General features: G+C 62.4%; 15 protein-coding genes and 4 pseudogenes. 6 read left to right on the top strand and 13 right to left on the bottom strand.

The genetic code is table 11. The features are described from left to right. Together H4I97_RS21395 and H4I97_RS21390 are read left to right on the top strand one after the other, a co-directional pair. Entirely contained in the window at positions 1–1,179 is a 1,179-nt protein-coding gene (locus tag H4I97_RS21395; protein ID WP_182307748.1) for a M24 family metallopeptidase, read from the top strand. A gap of 16 nt (positions 1,180–1,195) precedes the next feature. Further along, positions 1,196–2,380 (top strand): M20 metallopeptidase family protein, encoded by a 1,185-nt coding sequence (locus H4I97_RS21390; RefSeq protein ID WP_244658818.1) that lies wholly within the window; start codon positions 1,196–1,198, stop codon positions 2,378–2,380. A gap of 185 nt (positions 2,381–2,565) precedes the next feature. Here the strand turns inward: H4I97_RS21390 and H4I97_RS21385 are convergent, their stop codons facing one another. The 7 genes and pseudogenes from H4I97_RS21385 to H4I97_RS21355 form a co-directional block, all read right to left on the bottom strand. Next, positions 2,566–3,723, bottom strand: a complete 1,158-nt coding sequence (locus H4I97_RS21385; protein ID WP_244658903.1) for a GGDEF domain-containing protein — start codon at positions 3,721–3,723, stop codon at positions 2,566–2,568. A gap of 109 nt (positions 3,724–3,832) precedes the next feature. Beyond that, positions 3,833–4,204: pseudogene (locus tag H4I97_RS21380) on the bottom strand (helix-turn-helix domain-containing protein); the annotation flags it as partial. A 124-nt stretch (positions 4,205–4,328) separates the two neighbouring features. Beyond that, positions 4,329–5,090, bottom strand: coding sequence for an SDR family NAD(P)-dependent oxidoreductase (locus tag H4I97_RS21375; RefSeq protein WP_182307746.1), 762 nt, complete (start codon positions 5,088–5,090; stop codon positions 4,329–4,331). A gap of 3 nt (positions 5,091–5,093) precedes the next feature. Then, positions 5,094–5,912 carry an ABC transporter permease gene (locus H4I97_RS21370; RefSeq protein WP_182307745.1) on the bottom strand — a complete coding sequence of 273 codons (819 nt, stop codon included), beginning with the start codon at positions 5,910–5,912 and terminating at the stop codon, positions 5,094–5,096. Beyond that, the gene (locus H4I97_RS21365; RefSeq protein WP_182307744.1) at positions 5,912–6,778 is read right to left on the bottom strand and encodes an ABC transporter permease; all 867 of its coding nucleotides are present in this window, start codon (positions 6,776–6,778) and stop codon (positions 5,912–5,914) included. Before H4I97_RS21365 ends, H4I97_RS21370 begins: the two co-directional genes overlap by 1 nt. A 137-nt stretch (positions 6,779–6,915) precedes the next feature. Further along, positions 6,916–8,075: pseudogene (locus tag H4I97_RS21360) on the bottom strand (polyamine ABC transporter substrate-binding protein). Positions 8,076–8,117: 42 nt separating this feature from the next. Continuing rightward, positions 8,118–9,206, bottom strand: a complete 1,089-nt coding sequence (locus tag H4I97_RS21355; protein ID WP_182307743.1) for an ABC transporter ATP-binding protein — start codon at positions 9,204–9,206, stop codon at positions 8,118–8,120. 200 nt (positions 9,207–9,406) lie between these two features. Here H4I97_RS21355 and H4I97_RS21350 point away from each other — a divergent pair, with 200 nt between their 5' ends. Both H4I97_RS21350 and H4I97_RS21345 read left to right on the top strand, forming a co-directional pair. Next, a complete protein-coding gene (locus H4I97_RS21350; protein WP_244658817.1) occupies positions 9,407–10,201 on the top strand; it encodes a helix-turn-helix transcriptional regulator in 795 nt (264 codons plus the stop codon). Between the two features lie 127 nt (positions 10,202–10,328). Beyond that, positions 10,329–10,533: pseudogene (locus H4I97_RS21345) on the top strand (transposase domain-containing protein); the annotation flags it as partial. Positions 10,534–10,586: 53 nt separating this feature from the next. On the opposite strand, the gene cydX reads toward H4I97_RS21345, so the two are convergent. The 6 genes from cydX to cydD form a co-directional block, all read right to left on the bottom strand. Next, positions 10,587–10,721: a cytochrome bd-I oxidase subunit CydX gene (gene cydX, locus H4I97_RS21340; RefSeq protein WP_182307741.1), complete on the bottom strand. Its 135-nt coding sequence runs from the start codon at positions 10,719–10,721 to the stop codon at positions 10,587–10,589. A 13-nt stretch (positions 10,722–10,734) separates the two neighbouring features. Further along, the gene (cydB, locus tag H4I97_RS21335; RefSeq protein WP_182307740.1) at positions 10,735–11,886 is read right to left on the bottom strand and encodes a cytochrome d ubiquinol oxidase subunit II; all 1,152 of its coding nucleotides are present in this window, start codon (positions 11,884–11,886) and stop codon (positions 10,735–10,737) included. Positions 11,887–11,890: 4 nt separating this feature from the next. Further along, positions 11,891–13,492 carry a cytochrome ubiquinol oxidase subunit I gene (locus tag H4I97_RS21330; protein ID WP_182307739.1) on the bottom strand — a complete coding sequence of 534 codons (1,602 nt, stop codon included), beginning with the start codon at positions 13,490–13,492 and terminating at the stop codon, positions 11,891–11,893. 127 nt (positions 13,493–13,619) lie between these two features. Beyond that, a complete protein-coding gene (locus H4I97_RS21325; protein WP_182307738.1) occupies positions 13,620–14,234 on the bottom strand; it encodes an ATP-binding cassette domain-containing protein in 615 nt (204 codons plus the stop codon). After that, complete coding sequence (locus H4I97_RS21320; protein WP_182307737.1) at positions 14,231–15,280, bottom strand: ABC transporter transmembrane domain-containing protein; 1,050 nt, start codon at positions 15,278–15,280, stop codon at positions 14,231–14,233. The genes H4I97_RS21325 and H4I97_RS21320 overlap by 4 nt, the downstream gene beginning before the upstream one ends. Continuing rightward, positions 15,277–16,959: a thiol reductant ABC exporter subunit CydD gene (gene cydD, locus H4I97_RS21315; protein ID WP_244658816.1), complete on the bottom strand. Its 1,683-nt coding sequence runs from the start codon at positions 16,957–16,959 to the stop codon at positions 15,277–15,279. Before cydD ends, H4I97_RS21320 begins: the two co-directional genes overlap by 4 nt. Before the next feature lie 1,295 nt (positions 16,960–18,254). Here cydD and H4I97_RS21310 point away from each other — a divergent pair. Then, a pseudogene (locus H4I97_RS21310) lies at positions 18,255–19,121 on the top strand (MBL fold metallo-hydrolase); the annotation flags it as partial. Next, positions 19,118–19,909: a sulfite exporter TauE/SafE family protein gene (locus tag H4I97_RS21305; protein WP_182307736.1), complete on the top strand. Its 792-nt coding sequence runs from the start codon at positions 19,118–19,120 to the stop codon at positions 19,907–19,909. The pseudogene H4I97_RS21310 and the gene H4I97_RS21305, both read left to right, overlap by 4 nt. The last annotated feature ends 12 nt before the right edge of the window (positions 19,910–19,921 follow it).

Below are 19,921 nucleotides of genomic sequence, written 5' to 3'. Positions count from 1 at the left end.
ATGATCGAACTCCCCTTCCCGCTTTCGGAATACAAAGCCAGGCTTCACGCCATCCGTACCGAGATGGCGCGCCGCAATCTTGATCTCCTGATCGTCAACGACGTCGCGAACCAGCACTACATCACCGGCTATGACGGCTGGTCTTTCTATACGCCGCAGGTCGTACTCGTGCCGATCGCCGACGAAGAACCCGTCTGGATCGGCCGCGCTATGGATGCGGCAGGCGGCCTGTTGACGGCGTGGATGAAGCCGGAAAACGTCGTCGGCTTCCCCGAGGATCACGTGCAGCGCGCCGACCGTCATCCGATGGACTGGATTGCTGCCTGGATCGTCAGCAAGGGCTGGGGCCGCGGCAATATCGGCATCGAGCTGGAGGCCTACTACTACTCGCCCAAGGCGCATGTCCGCCTGACGGCAGGTCTTCCCAACGCGACCTTCCACGATGCAGACCTTCTGGTGAACTGGATCCGGAGCGTGAAATCGAACGCGGAGATCGACTATCTGCGCAAGGCCTCGCGCCTTGCCGAAGCAGCCGTCACCGCAGCCTATGACTTTATTGCGCCCGGCGTGCGCGAATGCGACGCCATCGCCCGCATCCAGGCCGCACAGGTGGCAGGATCGCCGGATTTCGCCGGCGATATCACCGCGCTTCCCCCGACCATCCTTGCCGGCGAGAATGCGTCTGCGCCGCACGTCATGTGGAGCGACCGGCGCTTTGGCGAAAACGAGACAGTGGCGCTCGAACTCGCCGGCGTCGTCCGCCGCTATACGGCAGGCCTCGCCAGGACCATGCAACTCGGCACGATGCCGGCCAAGGTGAGTGACGCGAGCAAAGCCGTGCTGGAAGGCATGGAGGCGGTGCTGACGACCGTCAAGGCAGGGATCACGGCCGAAGAGGTCGAAGCGAGCTGGCGCCAGGTCATTCAGCGTTACGGCCTGAAGAAGGAGTCGCGGATCGGCTATTCGATCGGCGTAGGCTACCCGCCGGATTGGGGCGAACACACGATCAGCCTGCGCGCTGGCGACAAGATCATCCTGAAGCCCGGCAACGTGCTGCACTCGATCCTTGGCATGTGGATGGACGGCTGGGGCATCGAGATCAGCGAGACCTTCCTGGTGACCGAGCGCGGCTGCGAGACGCTCACCAACTTCCCGCGGGACATCCATGTCAAAGCCTGAGCCCAAGACCACTGGAATGGAACCCACCCTGGAACGCCGGATGATCGACATCCGGCGTCACCTGCACCGCAACCCGGAACTCTCCAACGAAGAACGCGAGACGCAGGCCTATCTGAAGCAGGTCCTTGAGGAGGCAGGCTTTGAGACTGTCAAGCCCGTCGCCGGGTTCGGGCTTGCCGTCGAGATCGTCGGCGCGGCCGGGCCTTCTAACCGCAAGGTCGTGATCCGCGCCGATATCGACGCCTTGCCGATCAACGAGACGTCAGGCGTTCCATTCACCTCGGAGCGGCCGGGCGTGATGCATGCCTGCGGCCACGATGCCCATGCCGCGATGGGATATGCCGCCGCGGTTCTGCTCGACCGCCAGAAACAAGCCTTCAGTGGCACCGTGCGACTGATCTTCCAGCCCGCCGAGGAGGCGGAACCGCTGGGCGGCCGACGCGTCATCGAAGAAGGCCTGCTCGATGACGTCGATGCCGCGATCGGCATCCATGTCGATCCCTACACACCGGCCGGCCGGGTCGCCGTCGGTACAGGCCCCTACACGCTTGCCTGCGACACCTTCGACGTCGTGGTTTCCGGCAATTCCGCGCATGCCGCCAAGCCCTCGGATGGGGTGGACGCGCTCGCCATCGCCTGCTCGATGGTCACGGAGTTGCAGAAGATCGTGTCGCGGGAGATCGATCCCTACGACCCGTTGGTCGTTTCCATTACCGGCATCGAAGGCGGCGGTGCGTATAACGTCATTGCCCCGGAAGTCCGGCTGAGGGGCACGATTCGCAGTGGCCATGAGAAAACCCGACAGAAGGCTTGGCAGCGTCTGCGCCAGATCCTCGAGAGCCTCGCCTCGGCGCACGGCGCCAGCGTCGACATAAACCTCCAGCGCGGCGAACCGGCGGTCGTCAACGCACCTGAAATGGTGGATATCATCCAGCGTGCAGGCGCAGACGTCGTCGGGCGCGAAAATGTGATCAATGCACCTGGCTGGACCGCCGCCGACGACTTCGCGTTCTACAGCGAGAAGTGCCCCGCCGTGTACTTCCGCCTAGGAATTCGCAGCGATGAGGCGGGTTCGATCTATCCGCTCCATCACCCAAGGTTCCGCGTCGACGAAAGTGCTCTGGCGAAGGGTGCCGCTGTGCTTGCTGGCGCAGCTTGCATCTTCCTCAAACCCCCATTTGAAACGACAAGGAGACCTTGATGCTCGATCAAGGTGCCCACATAGAGCATGTCCGTTGAATGCGGAATCGGGCTGAGGATTCCCTTGCTGGCCGAATTCTGGTTCCATCGCCCCGACTGGTGATTTAGTCGGAGGCTCTGTGACCGCCAGCATCACTGTCGGCCGCGCTGCGCTATGCCGACCGCTCCGCGCGGCCTCCTACACCATCACTGGGGAAACGACCCGCTCACGTCTATTGGCCGCAGAATGCTGGTGCGATTGCGCCCCGCCTTCTTCGCTGCAAGCAGAGCCTCGTCCGCGGAAGAAACAAGGCTGTTGAGATCCACCTCCTGGTTCGCAACAGTCGAGATTCCGGCGCTTGTTGTCGCCAAGATCCTATTGTGGCCATCCACAATCGGCGTGTCCGCGAAGGCTGCACGCACGCGTTCCACGACCTTGCGGGCATCACTGAGTGTTGTACCGGGCAGCAGCAGAGCAAATTCCTCGCCTCCGATTCTCCCAAGGATATCGCCGGGCCGGATCGCCCGAGCCGCTCGTTGTGCGAACTCAGCGATAACTCTGTCTCCGGCAGGGTGACCGTATGTGTCGTTGATGGACTTGAAAAAATCGATGTCAAAGAGCGCCATCGCGGTTTCACCCGTTTTTCGGTTCGTCCTTCTAAGGGCATTCGTGCTCGTCTCGAAGAAACCTCTTCGATTGAAAATGCCAGTGAGCTCATCTTTCATGGCGAGGTCGCGAAACCGATGTTGTGTGCGCTCGCCAATCATGAGGATACCCAGCACAACGATTGCCACCATCGCGACAGCGGATTGGAAGGGTGCAAATGTGAACCATCCTTGCAACGGGCCATCGCCGACATCGTTGCGCATCACCACGAGGGCAATTGCCTGGCTGTAACTGACAACCGTCTCAGACAGGCAGATAATCGCAATGCCCAGACGCGGTGAGAATTCCTTCACGGACGACCGCCACAGATCGAAGCCAACAAGAAAGGTCCCGGTTCCGATAGCGACATTGTAATTGATCTGTCGAAGGGCAAAGGCGTCATGAACGAAAGGTAGCCCGAACGCCCAAATCATCGCTGGCGTCAATGCCAAAAGCGTCGTGGGCCGTCGATCAAGAATGCGCAATCCCGACCAGAAGGCTCCAAACCCCAGCAAAGTCGCAAAGCCGGGAGTACCAATATTCGAAAGCAGGGGCAGCCGATATCGTTGCGCTGCAATCAGAACGCCAAGTCCGTACAGCAGAAATGCGATGATCCACCAAGCATAGGCTGCCGTTGAACGGTCACGCAGCCATACAAATACAATGACCAGGCAGCCGAGTCCACATACAATAGCGGCCAACAAGCCGACAGTGAACATATCAAACAACGAAAACCTCCACCCTTTACCCACCGAACCCAATGCAATTTAAGATCTAATAAGCATTTGTTGGAACAAGTCTGAGATGAGATCATGAAAGGCGCACGGATCAGAAGAACCCCAGCCCCCGCAGCAATCCCTCGAAGGTCTGCTGATCTGTGGCATTCTGCATCTCCAGATTTTGAGGATATTGGTCTCCCGTAGACTTGCGATTGTGTATATTGCTCGCACTGTAGTCGAACTGTTGCGTGAAAGCGCGGCTGAAATTCGCTGCGGAAACAAAACCAAGTTCCAAACCGACCGCGGCAATCTTCCGCGCGTCCGCGGGGTCTGCGAGCATAGCGTGAGCTGCGAGAAGACGTCGGCAGCGGATATAGCCTGCAACGCCACCAGACGCTTCAAGGAGTTCATAAAGCCGGGTTCTTGAAATTACCAATTCCCTGCAGAGAGCATCGGTTGTCAAGTCAGACGAGGAAATATTCACTATGTCGAGCAGGTATCGCTACCGACAATCTACCTGCGGGCCGGTCCGCACGTGGACTTTCCCCGGTGCGCCCGGATCTGTGGCGCGAACGTCATGACGATGACAGGACGCGCGCTTCTCGTCAGACGACGGTTTCGCCGCCGTCAACCACCAGGATCTGGCCAGTCATGTAGGAGGAGCGCGAAGACACGAGAAAGAGGATGGACTCGGCGATCTCCTCGACACTTGCCCAGCGCCCCATCGGCACCTTTTCCCGGACATAGGCTTCGATCGCCCCCCTGCCGCCCATCTGTTCGATGAAGGGTACGTTGAAGGGCGTGTCGACCCAACCGGGGCAGAGCGCGTTGACGCGAATGCCGAAGCGCGCGTAGTCGCCGGCCATCTGGCGGGTCATGGCGATCACGGCGTGTTTGGTGGTCGTATAGGCGATCATCTCGCGGTCGAAGAGCACGCCGGACGATGACGAGGTATTGAGAATGACGCCGGATCCCTGACGTTTCATCATCGGCATGACCAAGCGAGCAGCCATAAAGTGCGCCCGAACATTGAGGCTCCACGAGCGGTCGAAGCCCTCGATCTCGACCTGCTCGAGATCGCCGGCCACCTGTGCGCCGGCGTGATTGTGCAGGATGTCGATGCGTCCATGACGGGCCATGAACGCCGACAGACCGGATTCAAGGGCGGCATCGTCAGTCACATCGAGCCCGAGCGCCTCGGCGCTGCCGCCCGTCGAGCGGATTTCGGCCACGACGGTCTCCGCAGCGTCGATATTGCGGTCGACGACGGAGACATGGGCGCCTTCGCGCGCCATGATGGCAGCGCCCGCCCGGCCGATGCCGGAGCCGGCGCCAGTGACGATCGCGACGCGGTCTTTCAGGATCATGGGTTACTCCCCGGCATGCGTTTTTTTGTCCCGCATCAGCGTGCGAGCTGTCAGGATGAGGAAGAGCGAGGCGACCAGCACCAACGTGGCAATCGCGTTGATCTCCGGCGTGACGCCACGGCGGATCGACGCGAAGACATAGATCGGCAGCGTGGTCTTGGATCCGGCAACGAAGAAGGCGACGATGAAGTCGTCGAAGGAAAAGGTGAAGGCGAGCAGGAAGCCGGCGAGCACCGAGGGCAGAATCTGCGGCAGGACGATCTCGCGGAAGGTGGTGAACGGCGTCGCATAGAGATCGCTCGACGCCTCGACGATGTCGCGGCCAAGGCTGGCGATCCGCGCCTTGACGATCATCGTCACCAGCGCCAGCGAAAAGAGGCCGTGCGCGGCGACGATGGAGCCGTAGCCAAGCCCGAGCTGCGGCGGCTTTTCGCCCGGCCAGATCGAGGCGAGCGCCGGGTTAACGAAGGAGAAGACCTCGACCAGCGCCACCAGGGTGGCGATGCCGATCACCACACCCGGCACGACGATGGCCGCGGCGAACAAGCCGTCGAAGATGGCACGACCGCGTGGGCCAAGCCGCTCCATGCCGAGCGCTGCCATGGTGCCAAAGACGGCGGCGAGCCCGGCACTGGTGAACGCGATCAGCAAGCTGTTTTGCAGAGCCGTGATCAGGAAGGTGTTGGAAAGTGCCTTGCCGTACCAGATGGTGGAGAAGCCGGTGAACTCGGAAGCGCTGCGGCCCGCATTGAACGAGAACAGCACGACGAGCGCGATCGGTGCATAGAGGAACAGGTAGACGGAGGTGACGAGCGCGCGCATCAGACGAGATCCACCTGTCTTGAGCCAGAAATCCTGAAGGCGATGCGCATGGCGACGCTGAGAACGATGACGACGACCGCCACCAGCGTCACGGCAATCGCGGAACCGAACGGCCAGTTTCGCGACTGGAGGAAGAGGTCGACCAGCGCATTGCCGATGAAGAACACCTTGCCGCCGCCAAGAAGCTGAGGGATCAGGTATTCGCCGAGAAGCAGGATGGTGACCAGCGCCAAGCCTGTCATGACGCCCGGAAGAGAGAGCGGCAAGGTGACGCCGAAGAAGGTCGAGACCGGCCTTGCACCGAGATCGGCCGAGGCCTCGAGCAACCTGCGGTCGAGCTTTTCGAGGCTCACATAGATCGGCATGATCATCAGCGGCAGGTAGCCGTAGACGATGCCGAGCAGCACGGCGCCCGGCGTGTTCAGCAGCCGCACGTCCTCGATGCCGATCATCGAGAGGAGGTTGGGGATGCCGCGCGAGCCGAGGATGTACATCCAGGCATAGGTGCGCACCAGCAGGCTGGTCCAGAAGGGCACGACGACCAAAGAGACGAGCAGCAGCCGGTATCGCGGACTGGCCTTGATCGCCAGGTAATAGGCAACCGGATAGGCGACGATCAGGCAAAGAAAGGCGCCGAGCGGTGCAATCAGCATGGTGTTGCGGAAGGCGGCGGCGCGCGACCCGAGATTGGCGAACTGGGCGAAGGTAAAGGCCGCCTGGTAGCCGCCTTCGGGCGCCCGTTCGCCGACCGAAAAGACGACGATGGCCATGAAGGGCAGAACGAGGAAGACGAACAGCCAGATCGCCGCGGGGGCTACCAGCGCTGCGGTGACCAGTCTCTTTCGTGTGTCCGTTGTAAAGGCCATGCGGTAGTCCTGGTTGCGGGCAATCATTGGGCATGGAGCTAGGGATCGCCCCTCACCCTGATCTCTCCCCGCAAGTGGGGAGAGGAGAGGTGGTGGCAGCCGGATCAGGGGCTTTCACCCCTACCCGGCCAAGACCGTCAAGCAGACTTGAACCGTGCCATCAGCTCGGCACGGGCCGGGTCGGTCAGCGTCACGGCCGCGCCGAATTCCAGCGGGGTGAGCGATGCTTCGTCCGGATAGACGATCTTGTTCGACGTCACGTCGGTCGGCAGCAGGGCCATCACCCGGCTGTCGGTGGTCGGGCGCCGTTAGCGATGTGTTCCTTGACGGCGTTTTCCGGCGTCATCAGGAAGTTAAGCAGGGCATAGCCGGCCGGCTTGTTGGCGGCGCTCTTCGGGATCGCGTAGAAGTCGGTCCAGATCTCGCCGCCGTCGGAGCCGAGGATGTAGGCGATTTCCGGCATGTCGCGGCTGAGCTGCGCACCGTCATTGGTCCAGCACATGGTCATCCAGGCGTCGGTGCCGCGCATACCGGGCTGATAGTCGCTGTTGATGCCGTAGAGATGCGGCTTGACCTTGATCAGCAGTTCTTCCGCCTTGGCCAGTTCCTCCGGTTTGATAGAGTTGAAGGAATAGCCGAGCGAGACCAGCGCGCTGCCGATCGTGGTCAGCTGGTAATCATGAACCATGGCGCGCCCGTCGGCCTCGGTCTGGGCCACCTCGAAGAAGTCCTTCCACGAGGTGATCTTGGTCTTGATCTTGGCGGTGTTGACGGCCATGCCCGTCGTGCCCCAGTTCTTCGGCACGGCGTAGGTCACACCGTCGACAGCCCCTTCCGACGTGAAGCGCGGCGACTGGCTGGCTTGAGAGAAGGCAGGCAGCTTCGACATGTCGAGCGGATCGATCAGGCCGAGCTTCACATAGGTCGAAATGGTGTAGTTGGTGGGCACAAAGAGGTCCCATCCGGTCCCGCCGGCCTGTAGCTTGGCGAGCATTTCCTCGTTGGAACCGAAGACATTGACTTCGACGGCGACGCCGGTCGCGGCTGTGAAGGCTTCGAAGGTCGCCGGATCATGATAGTTCGGCCAGGTGGCGAGCGACATGGTCGTGCCGAGATCGCCGCCATAGGCATTGGCATTGAAGGCGCCAGGCTGGCGGCCAAGCACGGCCGCGGCGAGGCCGAGGCCGGTGACACCGAGGAAGTGACGGCGCGAAACGGAACCGCGCTTCAGGCGCATCCATTCGTCGCTCAATTGCTCGGCAGTCACCGGGGCATTTTCTCTGTACCACTTTGTCATGACGCTGTTCCCTTTTTTTGTCTTGACGAGTACGGCCGTTCCTCAGGCCGGAAAGACATGCATTCTGCCGGGATCGAATGTCAGAACGACCCGTTCGCCCGGTTCGACGAGATCGCTTTCCTGCACGCTGCGCCGGTCGGCCGTGACGAGAAAATCGCCAAGCCCGTCGACGTCGATCTGATATTCGGCGGTCGAGCCGAGAAAGATGCGGTGGGTGACCGTGCCCGCGAGCCCATCGGCGTACGTCGGCTGTTGCCGCACGAGGTCGATTGCCTCGGGACGCAACGCGACGGTCACGGCGCCCGGAGCCATCGTTCCCTTGTCGTCGCGTCCCAGCGCCATGCCGTTGGAGAGCCTGATCGTCGTTCCGTCTGCCTCCAGCGTGGCGGCGATGCGATTGGTCTTGCCGACGAAATCGGCCACGAAGAGATCGGCCGGGTGGTCGTAGATTGCCTGGGGCCTGTCCATCTGGACGATGCGGCCGGCATTCATCACGCACACCATGTCGCTCATCGAAAGCGCCTCTTCCTGGTCGTGGGTGACGAGCACGAAGGTGATGCCGAGCTCGCGCTGCAGGGTCTGCAGCTCGATCTGCATGGCCGTACGCAGCTTCTTGTCGAGAGCCGCAAGCGGCTCGTCCAGCAGCAGCACCGAGGGCTTGTTGACGATGGCGCGGGCCAGCGCCACGCGCTGCTGCTGACCGCCGGACATTTCGTGCACGCGGCGTTTCTCGAACCCGCCGAGGCGCACCATTGCCAGCGCCTCGCGCGCACGGCTGGCGATCTCGGAGGTGCCAAGCTTCGGCCGCTGTTGCCTCAGACCGTAGGCGACGTTTTCCTCAACGTTGAAATGCGGAAACAGCGCGTAGTGCTGGAAAACCATGTTGACCGGACGGCGATAGGGCGGCACGCCATTCATCTCGCGGCCGTTGATCAGCACCGTACCTTCGCTTGGCTGCTCGAAGCCGCCGATCATCCTCAGGCACGTGGTCTTGCCGCCACCCGACGGTCCGAGCAGGGCTACGAATGCACCCTTCGGCACGGCCAGATTGATGTCCGATACGGCCGTCACGCTGCCATAGCGTTTGGCGACCGAACGAAACTCGATGTCGTTCGTCGAAGGCGCTGTCACTTCATATTCCCCGCGGTTGTTTTTCTGAATGCCGGGTCTTCTCGCGATCACCCGGCTTCTCACCGTCTGCGTCAAACCTATTCAAGCTGGTCGATTGTGGTATATACCCCGAAAGAGGTATTCCAAGCCGTTTCCGGATGTGGAGGGTGTATACCCCAGGAGCATCTGCTGCTCTTTTTTGCAATCGGATTGATGTCGACATGGATCTTGAAGCCTTGTTCAAAGTCATGGGGCGACTGGTGGGCCAGTGGGCTCCCGGCGAGGATGCGGCGGGGCCCGCCTTCCATGAGCTGATGAAGAGCCTGCTCCCCTTCGACTATATCGTCGTCTTTGCCTATCGCGGGCAGGAACGTCCGATCGATCTCTACAGCACCTTCACGGCCGAGGAGCACGTCGTCTTCGTCAGCATGTACCAGGCCGGACCCTATCTGCTCGATCCCTTCTACAGGGCAGCGCAGCAGCCGAAGCCCGGTGTCTGGCGCATGCGGGAGCTGGCGCCAGACCGGTTCTTCTCCAGCGAATATTTCCGCAGCTACTATACCCAGACAGGACTGGCCGAAGAAATCGGCTTCTTCGTCGCGCTCGACAACGGCATCACGGTCGTTCTCTCGCTGATGCGGCGGGAGCAGTCGGGGGTATTTTCCGCTGCCGAATTCGCGCTGCTGAAGAAGGCGGAACCGGTGGTGGCCGCCCTCGTCCGCCACGCCTGGTCCGATCTCGGTCGCCGCTTCGACCTGGCTATCGCCAAGCGCGGCAGAAGCGGGCGCAAGGCTGCCCAACCCTCCGTGGATCGCGTGTGGCGCGATCTCAATCTGACTGATCGGGAAGCCGCCATCGTCGAACTCGTCCTGCAAGGGCATTCGTCGGAATCAATCGGTCTTCGGCTCGGCATCTCCACCGGAACCGTCAAGGTTCATCGCCGCAACGTCTATCGCAAGCTCGGCATTTCCTCGCAAACGCAATTGCTGTCGATCTATCTCAAGAGCTTGGGGTAGTCGCCCGGCTCTTTGAGATTCGCCCGGGCTTCCAGGCGACGATGCCGCTTCCACCCGGCGACGCACCGCGATCAGCAGCGCCGAATAATCCCGCTCGTCGTGCTGAGCATAGAGATCTTTGCACAAGCGGAGAGACTGGTCATTCGCCGGATCAGATCGCGGTGGCGCGTGGGGCGTGAGGTATTCTTTCTCTCACTGAAGCCGTAAAGCTGAACGGTATCGACCCTGAGGCCTATCTGCGCGATGGCCTCACTCGCATCGCGGACCATCCGATCAATCGGATCGATAGATTATTGGCCTGGAACTGCCAAATCACGCCGAAACTCGACTGACCGGACGCTGACTTGGAAAGCGGGGCGGCAAACGCCGCCCCGCTTTCAACTCATCACACCGCGGTGTCGGCGTCTTCGGACGCGCCGCCCATCACCGCACGGTCTTCCTGCATTTCGAGCCACATGGCGTTGACGACTGCGAAGATCGCCGCCAGGGGAAGTCCGAGAAGCCAGGCAAAATACCACATTTTTCTCTCTCCCTCAGTAGACGGTGCTGCTGTTTTCGGTCACATCCGCTTCGGTCACCTTGCCCCACAGGACCTTGTAGACCCAAGCGGTGTAGGCAAGGATGATCGGAACGAAGATCACGGCCATGACCAGCATGACGAAGAGCGTCTGGTGCGACGAAGACGAATTCCAGACCGTCAGCGATGAGTTCGGATCGAGCGAGGACGGCAGGATGAACGGGAACATCGACAGGCCGACCGAGGCGACGATGCCAGCGATCGAGAGTTTCGAGGACAGGAGCGTCGAGACCTCGCGACCGGCCCTGAAGCCGAGAAACACAAGCACCGCGCCGACAAACCCGAGAACCGGGGCAACCGCAATCCACGGCCTCGCGGTATAGGCGGCAAGCCACGAGGGCGAGCGCGCGACCTCGCCGAGCAGCGGGTTGGACGGCCCGTCGGTGACGGGGGAGCCGACGATGGCATAACCGGCGATCCCCGACGCCAACCAGACGCCGGCAAGCGCGTAGGCGACGATCGTCACGATCGCGGCAACGGAGCCGTACATCCGGGCACGCTCCCGCACCGGTCCTTCGGCCTTCAACTGCAGCCAGGCGGCACCGTGCATGACGAGCATCGCAAGCGACACGAGACCCGCAAGCAGTGCGAAGGGGTTCAGCAAACCGAGGAAGGACCCTTCGTAGAAGATCATCAGGTCTTCGTTGAAGCTGAACGGCACGCCCTGGAGGACATTTCCCATGGCAACGCCGAAGATCAGCGCCGGCACGGCGCCGCCGACGAACAGCGCCCAGTCCCAGGCACTCCGCCAGACTGCGCTGTCGCGCTTCGACCGGTACTTGAAGCCGACCGGCCGCAGGATCAATGCGGCGAGCACGGCGAACATGGCGAGGTAGAAGCCGGAGAAGCTCACCGCATAGAGCGGCGGCCAGGCCGCGAAGATCGCCCCGCCACCGAGGATGAACCAGACCTGGTTGCCTTCCCAGACGGGGCCGATCGTGTTGATGGCCACGCGCCGTTCCGTGTCCGTCTTGCCGACGAAGGGAAGAAGCGCGCCGACGCCCATATCAAAGCCGTCGGTGAGCGCAAAGCCGCCGAGCAGGACGCCGAGCAGCACCCACCACATCACACGCAGCAGTTCGAAATCGAGGAGTTGATGAAGGATCATGGTCTTACTCCGCAGGTTGGGTGAGAGCAGACGGGCTTGTCAGCCGCTCGCGATGTCGTTGCTGCCACTGATCGGTTTCCGGCACGTCGAGGTATGGACCCTTACGGATGTATTTCAGCATCAGGCCCATCTCGATGACGAAGAGTACAGTGTAGAAGAGCACGAAGCCGGCGAGCGTGATCGAAAGCTCGGTCACGGAGAGATGCGAGGCGGAGAGCGCCGTCGGCAGCACGCCGTCGACGGTCCAGGGCTGGCGACCGAACTCGGCGACGAACCATCCGAGTTCCGCGGCAATCCACGGCGTCGGGATGATGATGACGGCGAGCCACAGGGCGATACGCGGGAACTGCATCCGGCGGAAGGACGCCATCCAGAAGAACCACGCCATGACCGCAATGAAGGAGAAGCCGAGGGCCACCATCAGGCGGAAGGCCCAGAAAAGCGGCCAGACCGTCGGGACGGTGTCGTTCGCCGCCATCTTGATCTGGTCTTCGCTCGCCTGGCGGGGGTCGTCGATGTAACGCTTCAAGAGCAGGGCGAAGCCGAGATCCTTGCTGTGTTCTTCAAACGCCGCGCGGACCTCGTCCGACACCACGCCCTTGTTGGCCCGGTAGGTCATCAGTGCATCATAGGCGATCTGACCCGAGCGGATCCGATCTTCCGCCTGCTGCACAAGATCGGAGATGCCGGGGATTTCACCGGTCAGCGAACGCGTTCCGATCAGGCCCATCACATAGGGGATGTGGAGGGCATAGTGGGTCTCGCGTGCTTCCTGATCGGGAATGCCGATCAGCGTGAAGGATGCAGGCGCCGGCTGGGTTTCCCACATGCCTTCGATGGCGGCGAGCTTCATCTTCTGGTCATGGGTGACCGAATAGCCGGATTCGTCGCCGAGGACGACGACGGAAAGCGCAGAGGCAAGGCCGAAGGAGGCCGCAACGGCAATCGACCGTCGCGCAAGCTCCGTGTGGCGCCCCTTCAACAGGTACCATGCGGAGACGCCGAGCACGAACACGGAGGCGGTGACGTAGCCAGCCGAAACCGTATGGACAAATTTCGCCTGCGCGACTTGGTTGAAGACGACGTCGAAGAACGATGTCATTTCCATGCGCATCGACATCGGATTGAACTCGGCCCCGACCGGGTTCTGCATCCAGCCGTTGGCGATGAGAATCCAGAGAGCCGACAGGTTCGAGCCGATCGCCACGAGCCAGGCAACGACCAGGTGGGCGCGCTTGGAGAGCTTGTCCCAGCCGAAGAAGAACAGGCCGACGAAGGTCGCTTCGAGGAAGAAGGCCATCAGCCCCTCGACTGCGAGCGGCGCGCCAAAGATGTCGCCGACATAATGGCTGTAATAGCTCCAGTTCATGCCGAACTGGAATTCCATGGTAATGCCGGTGGAGACTCCCAGCACGAAGTTGATGCCGAACAGCGTGCCCCAGAACTTTGTCATCTGCCGCCAGATCGGACGGTCCGTCATGACATAGACCGTTTCCATGATCGCGATAATGATGGAGAGGCCGAGTGTGAGGGGTACGAAGAGAAAGTGGTACATTGCCGTCATTGCAAATTGCAGGCGTGACAGCTCGACGACGTCGATTTCCATGATCTTGCTCTCGGTTGGTCTTCGGTGATGAGCTTGGAAGGATAGGGTTCATCATATCCATGACCCGGGTCTCGTCCATGAGGTGGATCAAGGTCGTTTATCCACCCGAGAACCCCGGCCGCGCGGGCTATGGGGCGCGGATTTCGAGCGCGCGATCAGCCCATGCACGCTCCTCGGCGCGATGGGCGGCGATGACGATCGCGGCCTGGCGGAACGCCGAACGCACCCGCACGAGGACCGCGCGGGCGGTCTCTACGTCCAGTCCTTCGGTCGGCTCGTCGAGAAGCATGACGGAGGGTTGGCGCAACAGCATGCGGGCGAGCGCCAGCCTTCGCCGTTCGCCGCCCGACAGACCTTGCCCGCCCTCGCCCAGAGGATGCGCGAGGCCGCCCTTTGCGGCGACCACCTCGTCGAGGCAGGCGATCCGCAAGCTCTCCCAGAGCATGTCGTCGTCGGCCGTCGGGGCTGCAAGGCGCAGATTGTCGGCAATCGTCCCGCGGACGAGCGTGGCGCGCTGCGGCAGGTAGCCGATCAATGCGGCACGCTCCGCCTCCGGGAGACCTGCGATTGCCCGCCGTTGCAGCCAGACGCCGCCTCGTGTGGGGGCTTCCAGTCCCCGAACGATGTTGAGCAGGGTGGTCTTGCCCGCGCCGCTTTCGCCGACGAGCGCAAGCGTCTCACCGGCGCCGACGTCAAAATCCAGGCCCTCGAAAAGCGTGCGGGTCCCCCGGAGGTAACTCAAGTCTCGGCCTGACAGCATCGACCCCACGCTGCAGGCGGGGGCAGAGATCCCGTTTGACGCGATGCTGTGGCGGGCTCGTCGGCGAACTGGGTTTCGACCCGCCGCGCCGCATCCGTCATCTTGCCGAGTTCGGCGATGCCACGCGCAAGCGGGGCAGCAGTCTCCACTAGCGCGAGCGCCATGAAGAAGCCGAGCGCAGCGCTCGCCGGATCGATGCGCCCCTCGCTCGCCGCAAGTCCACCGACCAGCAGCGCACCGCCGGCCGCAACACTTCCCGCGAGGCCGATAACCAGCGTCGACATCCGGTCCACGAGATCGACCCGCGCCTGCGCCTGCTGCATCCGCCGGTGGGCGTCGAGCACGGATTGGCGGTAATCCTCGAGGCGGCCGCTTACTGCAAGTTCGGTGCGGCCACGCATCATGTCGATGAAACGCATACGCAGTGCCTGTGCCGCCCTTTGCCCGAGCCGGGACGGTTTTTGCGATGCGCGCGCCGCCAGAAGGAGCGCAGCGCCAAGTCCGAGGAGATAGCTGCCGATCTCGAGTGCAGCAATCTCCGGCAGGACGAGCCAGGCGAGCAGGAAGACTGCCGCGGCGAGCACGGAGACCGCGGTCAACCCCGGGATGACCAGCCGCAAAGCGAGACCGTCGAGGGCATCGACGTCGATGGTCAGGCGATTGAGCCTCTCGGAGCCGCGCAGACGTGACAGAAGAGTGACCGGCTTTCTCAGGATCGCCGCCAGCAGGTCTACGCGCAGGTCGGCGAGACCCTTGAGCGTGGCATCATGCGTCGCAAGCCGCTCCCCGTAACGCGCGACCGCGCGTCCAAGCGCGAGAAAGCGAACGCCGGCACTCGGCCGGAAAACATCGAAGGTCATTCCGGCGCCGGCGAGCCCGGCCATTCCCGCCGCGGTGATGAACCAGCCAGAGAGGCCGAGCAGGCCGAGCCCGGCTACGAGAACCGAAACCGAGAGCAAGATGCCAACGATCAATGCGCCGATCCGTCTCCGCCAGACGCGTCGGAAGACGCTGAACAGCGCCGTCATGGCAGGGCCTCCAGAACGATGGCGCGGTCGAAACGGGCAACGAGGCGCGGGTCGTGGGTTGCGACCACCAGTGTCGCGCCCTGCCGGCCGAGAACCTCCAGCGCCTCCACCACCTTGGCGGCTGTCGCGGGATCGAGATCCGCCGTCGGCTCGTCGGCGAAGACGACCTTTGCATCCGCATAGATGGCACGCGCTATCGTCAGACGGCGGGCCTCGCCGCCCGAAACACCACCGCCGTTTTCACCGAGGCGGGTGTCAATACCCCGAGGGAGGGCGACCACCACGCCGTCGGCGGACGCGGCGGCGAGCGACGCGTCGAGCCGGGCTTGGTTGAACCGCTCACTGGCAAGAGCGATGTTGGCGCGCAGGCTGGCATTGAGCATGTGCGGATGCTGGCCAACGAAGCCGATCATCGATCTCCAAGCGTCTGCGCTATGGTCATCGAGCGGCCGCCCGCCGATCTCGACCCGGCCCGCCGAAGGTCGCGCAAGCCCACAAAGCAGGCCGATGAGAGTCGTCTTGCCTACCCCGCTCGGGCCACAGATTGCCACCCTCTCGCCCGGCATGATTACGATATCGGGAAAGGCGATTTCCCGGCCGCCTGCCTCGTAGCGGAGCCCCCTGGTTGCGATCGTCAGGGCGCCTGCAGAGAGAGCGCCGGCTTTCGCCCCGCGCCCAAGGATGCGCGGTACGGGCCGGCAATCCCGTTCGGCAAGTTCGCCCGCAACGGCAAGCGCGGCGGCCTTGTCATGCCAGGCGGCTGCGAGATCGCGCAGCGGCTGGAAGAAGTCGGGAGCAAGCAAGAGGATGAAGATGCCCTCCAGCACGGAAAGCGGCGTTCCATAGGCGCCGAAGGAGAATATCCCGAGGAGCGCGAAGCCCACATAGACTGCGACGAGTGCGATACCGATCGCCGAGAAGAGCTCCAGCACGGTCGAGGACAGGAAGGCGATCCTAAGCACCTCCATCGTCCTCGCCCGCAGGGCTTCGGCCGACTGACGGAAACGGTCGATGGTCAGTGCCTCGGCGTTCAGCAGGCGGATATCGGCTGCCGCGTTCAGCCATTCGAGGAGTGTCGAATTGAGGGTGCCGGTCTCAGCCATGTGCTTCTCGCTCGCCTGCCTTGCCGCAAGTCCGATGAGCGCCATGAACACCGGGATCAGCGGCCCGGCAACGAGAAGCACTATGGCGGCGAGCCAGGACATTGACGCGACGACGAGGAGAATAATGCCCGGTACGATGGCGACCCTGGTGGCGGCGAGCCGGTAGCGGCTCGCCCACGGCAGAAGAGCGTCGAGCTTGCCGGCAAGCAGGGTGGCAAGGGCCGCGGAGGTGTGGCCGGAGTGCGCGAGAGGTGAAGCGAGGCTCTCTTCTTCGACGAGCGCGGTCCGCTCCCGCTCGATGAGCCGTTGCCCGATCAGGAAGGCGCGCCGCCCTGCCAGAACGTCGAGGAGATGACGCAGGGCACCGAGAGTGATGAAGATGATCACCGTGACGAGTGCGCCGGGTGCCGGCGTTCTTGCCTCGGCCAATGCCGCCAGGAACCGGCTCACCAGCCAGGCCTGCGGCAGCCAGAGCATAGCCGCCAGGACAGACAGACTGCTGGCCATCGTGATGGCATTGCGATCGCCGTAGGCGATCTGCGTGAGCTTCCGGCGGCCGGGGTCGCTTTCGGTCATCTTGGTCTTGGACAAGGGGCGCCTGAAGAGATGTCTGGCTTGCGGGGTTCTGGTCGAGCCTAGGCCCGCAAATGATTTTGATCAAATTCCAAATTGTCGCTGCCGTAATTGGATGGCCAGTCGAGGATGCCAGTCGATCGGGAATTGGGATTATGCGACACTCGCCACCCAGACCGATCTGGCAATCAGGACCCTGACGTTCTGCGCCACCAATGCGCATATTACCGTGCGCAAGGGCGACATTGCCGGCGTGCATCCCTCTTGCATTTCAACATCGGAGCTCCGTCTTTCGGATTTTTCGACGCCAATCTCCCTCCGCAGAGTGTTTCAGCCCGACTGGCCCCTGCTTCCTTGTCGACACCTGCCGGCTACGCAATGCAATCGCGATGCGGCGGGGGCCTGGCGTGCATCCATCGACAAGATGCCCCTGTCCGATCCGGTCGAGGGCAATGACGGCCTGGCTGCCGTGTTGCCCTTGAACAGCTGGCGCGGTGCGCACAGTCATGAGCTGACCTTGCTGCCGGCATCGTATGCAACGGACGCCCGTTTGCGACCATGGACCTGCGAAGACAGATGGTGAGAGCATAGCCAAGGTTCAGCGCCCGCCTGGTTGACGAATGGTGCGGAGCAGCAAGCCAGACCCTCAGGCATCAATGGGTTCTGGCCGGCAAATCCGCCTTCAGACAGGCCTGTTCCTCCTCCAGATCGACGGCATCGAAGCGGGTGAAATATCGGATTCCGGTCCGCGATCCACAAGTTCGTCACTGACCTGGGGACGCGCCCGCGCCCTAACACCGACCTGGAGACCGGGGCGCAACGTCTCCTGGCACTTCGTCCTGTCTGCGAGTTGGCCGACAACCAGTCCCTCGAGCTCCCGGCACTCAACGCAGGTCAGGACACAAAACAGGCTTCTGCTGCCCGACCGAAGTTGAGCTGCTCCTCAAGCGCCACGGAGTCGCGGAGGTGTCGGAGATTCGATGCTGGCTTCATGGAGGCGCACTTGTCGATGACAAGCGACCACTTCTATTCGTTTCTACAAGACATATATGAAACCATATCTATTTGTGACCAGGAGAGAAACGCGCTGGCCCGAACGTGGGCCAAAACAAGGACCCTCCCGCAAGTTGCGCCGAGACCACCCCAACGCCCAGACGCAGCGCACTCGGAGGTTTGAGCGACCGGGGGCCGATCAGTCGCCGTGCCGTTTGCCGGCGTGCAGGAGGCGAACGCCGCATGCCGGATGGAGCAAGACAGAAGCACCCCAGATGAGGAAGGAACCAAGTATGACCGCAAAGCCTGATGTGAAGGGCTTCTTCGACAAGCGCACATTCAGCGTCCAATATGTCGTCAGCGACCCCGCGACCGGCAGGTGCGCGATCATCGATCCGGTACTCGACTTTGATGAGAAGTCCGGCGCGACGGCGACACACAATGCCGATGCGCTACTCGACTATGTCGCCGAAACTGGTCTGACGGTGGAATGGATCCTCGACACCCATCCGCATGCCGATCACTTTTCCGCTGTCCATTATCTCAAGGACAAGACCGGCGCCCCAACGGCAATCGGCGCGCATGTCGTCGATGTTCAGGAGCTCTGGAAAGGCATTTACAACTGGCCCGATTTTCCGGCCGATGGCTCGCAGTGGGACCGGCTATTTTCCGCCGGCGACAGCTTCTCGATCGGTGAATTGCAGGGACGAGTGCTCTTTTCGCCGGGCCACACCTTGGCTTCGATCACCTATGTGATCGGCGACGCGGCCTTCGTGCATGACACCCTGTTCATGCCGGACAGTGGCACTGCTCGCGCCGACTTTCCCGGCGGCAGCGCCAAACGGCTTTGGGCATCCATCCAGGAAATCCTGTCCCTGCCCGACGAGACCCGGATCTTCACCGGCCACGACTATCAGCCAGGGGGGCGTAAACCGCTGTGGGAAAGCACGGTCGGCGAACAGAAGCGCAAGAACCCGCATATCGCCGGCAAGGACGAAGCGACCTTCGTCGAACTACGCAACAGGCGTGACAAAACCCTTCCCATGCCGAAGCTCATCCTCCATGCGTTGCAGGTCAACACGCGCGGCGGACGCTTGCCGGAACCGGAAGCCAATGGCAGACGCTATCTGAAGATACCGCTCGACGCCTTGTCCGGAGCAGCCTGGGAATGACCGATGTCATTTCCCAGAGCCTGGCGGCCATCGCCTCCGGCAGCCTGGTCGGCTTCACCCTCGGCTTGATCGGTGGCGGGGGCTCCATCCTCGCCACGCCGCTGCTGCTCTATGTCGTCGGCGTTTCTCAGCCGCATGTGGCGATCGGCACAGGTGCTCTTGCGGTGTCGATCAATGCCTATGCCAATCTCATCGGCCATGCCCGCAAAGGGCATGTCTGGTGGCGCTGCGCGACGGTCTTTGCCACGACAGGCACGATCGGAGCGCTCGCGGGCTCGAGTCTCGGAAAGGCATTCGACGGGCGGGGCCTGCTATTCCTGTTTGGCCTGTTGATGCTGATCGTTGCGGCCCTCATGCTGCGGCCGCGGGCCACGGTCGCCTCGGACATCGTCAAGACGGATCGGATGACCTGCTGGAAGACTGCTGCCGTTGCGCTCGGCGCGGGAGCCGCCTCCGGCTTCTTCGGCATAGGCGGCGGTTTCCTGATCGTGCCGGGCCTGATGCTTTCGACCAGCATGCCGATGATCAGCGCCGTCGGTTCATCACTGCTCGCAGTTGGCACCTTCGGACTTGCGACCGCCCTCAACTATGCCGTCTCGGGCCTCGTCGACTGGACGGTCGCGGCCCAGTTCATCAGCGGCGGCGTGATCGGTGGCCTTGGTGGCATGTTGCTCGCCACCCGCCTTGCGACCAAACGGAACCTGCTCAACCGCATCTTTGCCGTGCTCATCATCGTCGTGGCATTCTACGTGCTGTACAAGAACAGCATCGCAGCCTCCCCCCTCTGATGATAGGCGCAG

Source organism: Ciceribacter thiooxidans (assembly GCF_014126615.1).
Lineage (GTDB): Bacteria > Pseudomonadota > Alphaproteobacteria > Rhizobiales > Rhizobiaceae > Allorhizobium > Allorhizobium thiooxidans.
This window is presented reverse-complemented; position numbering and strand designations above follow the sequence as displayed.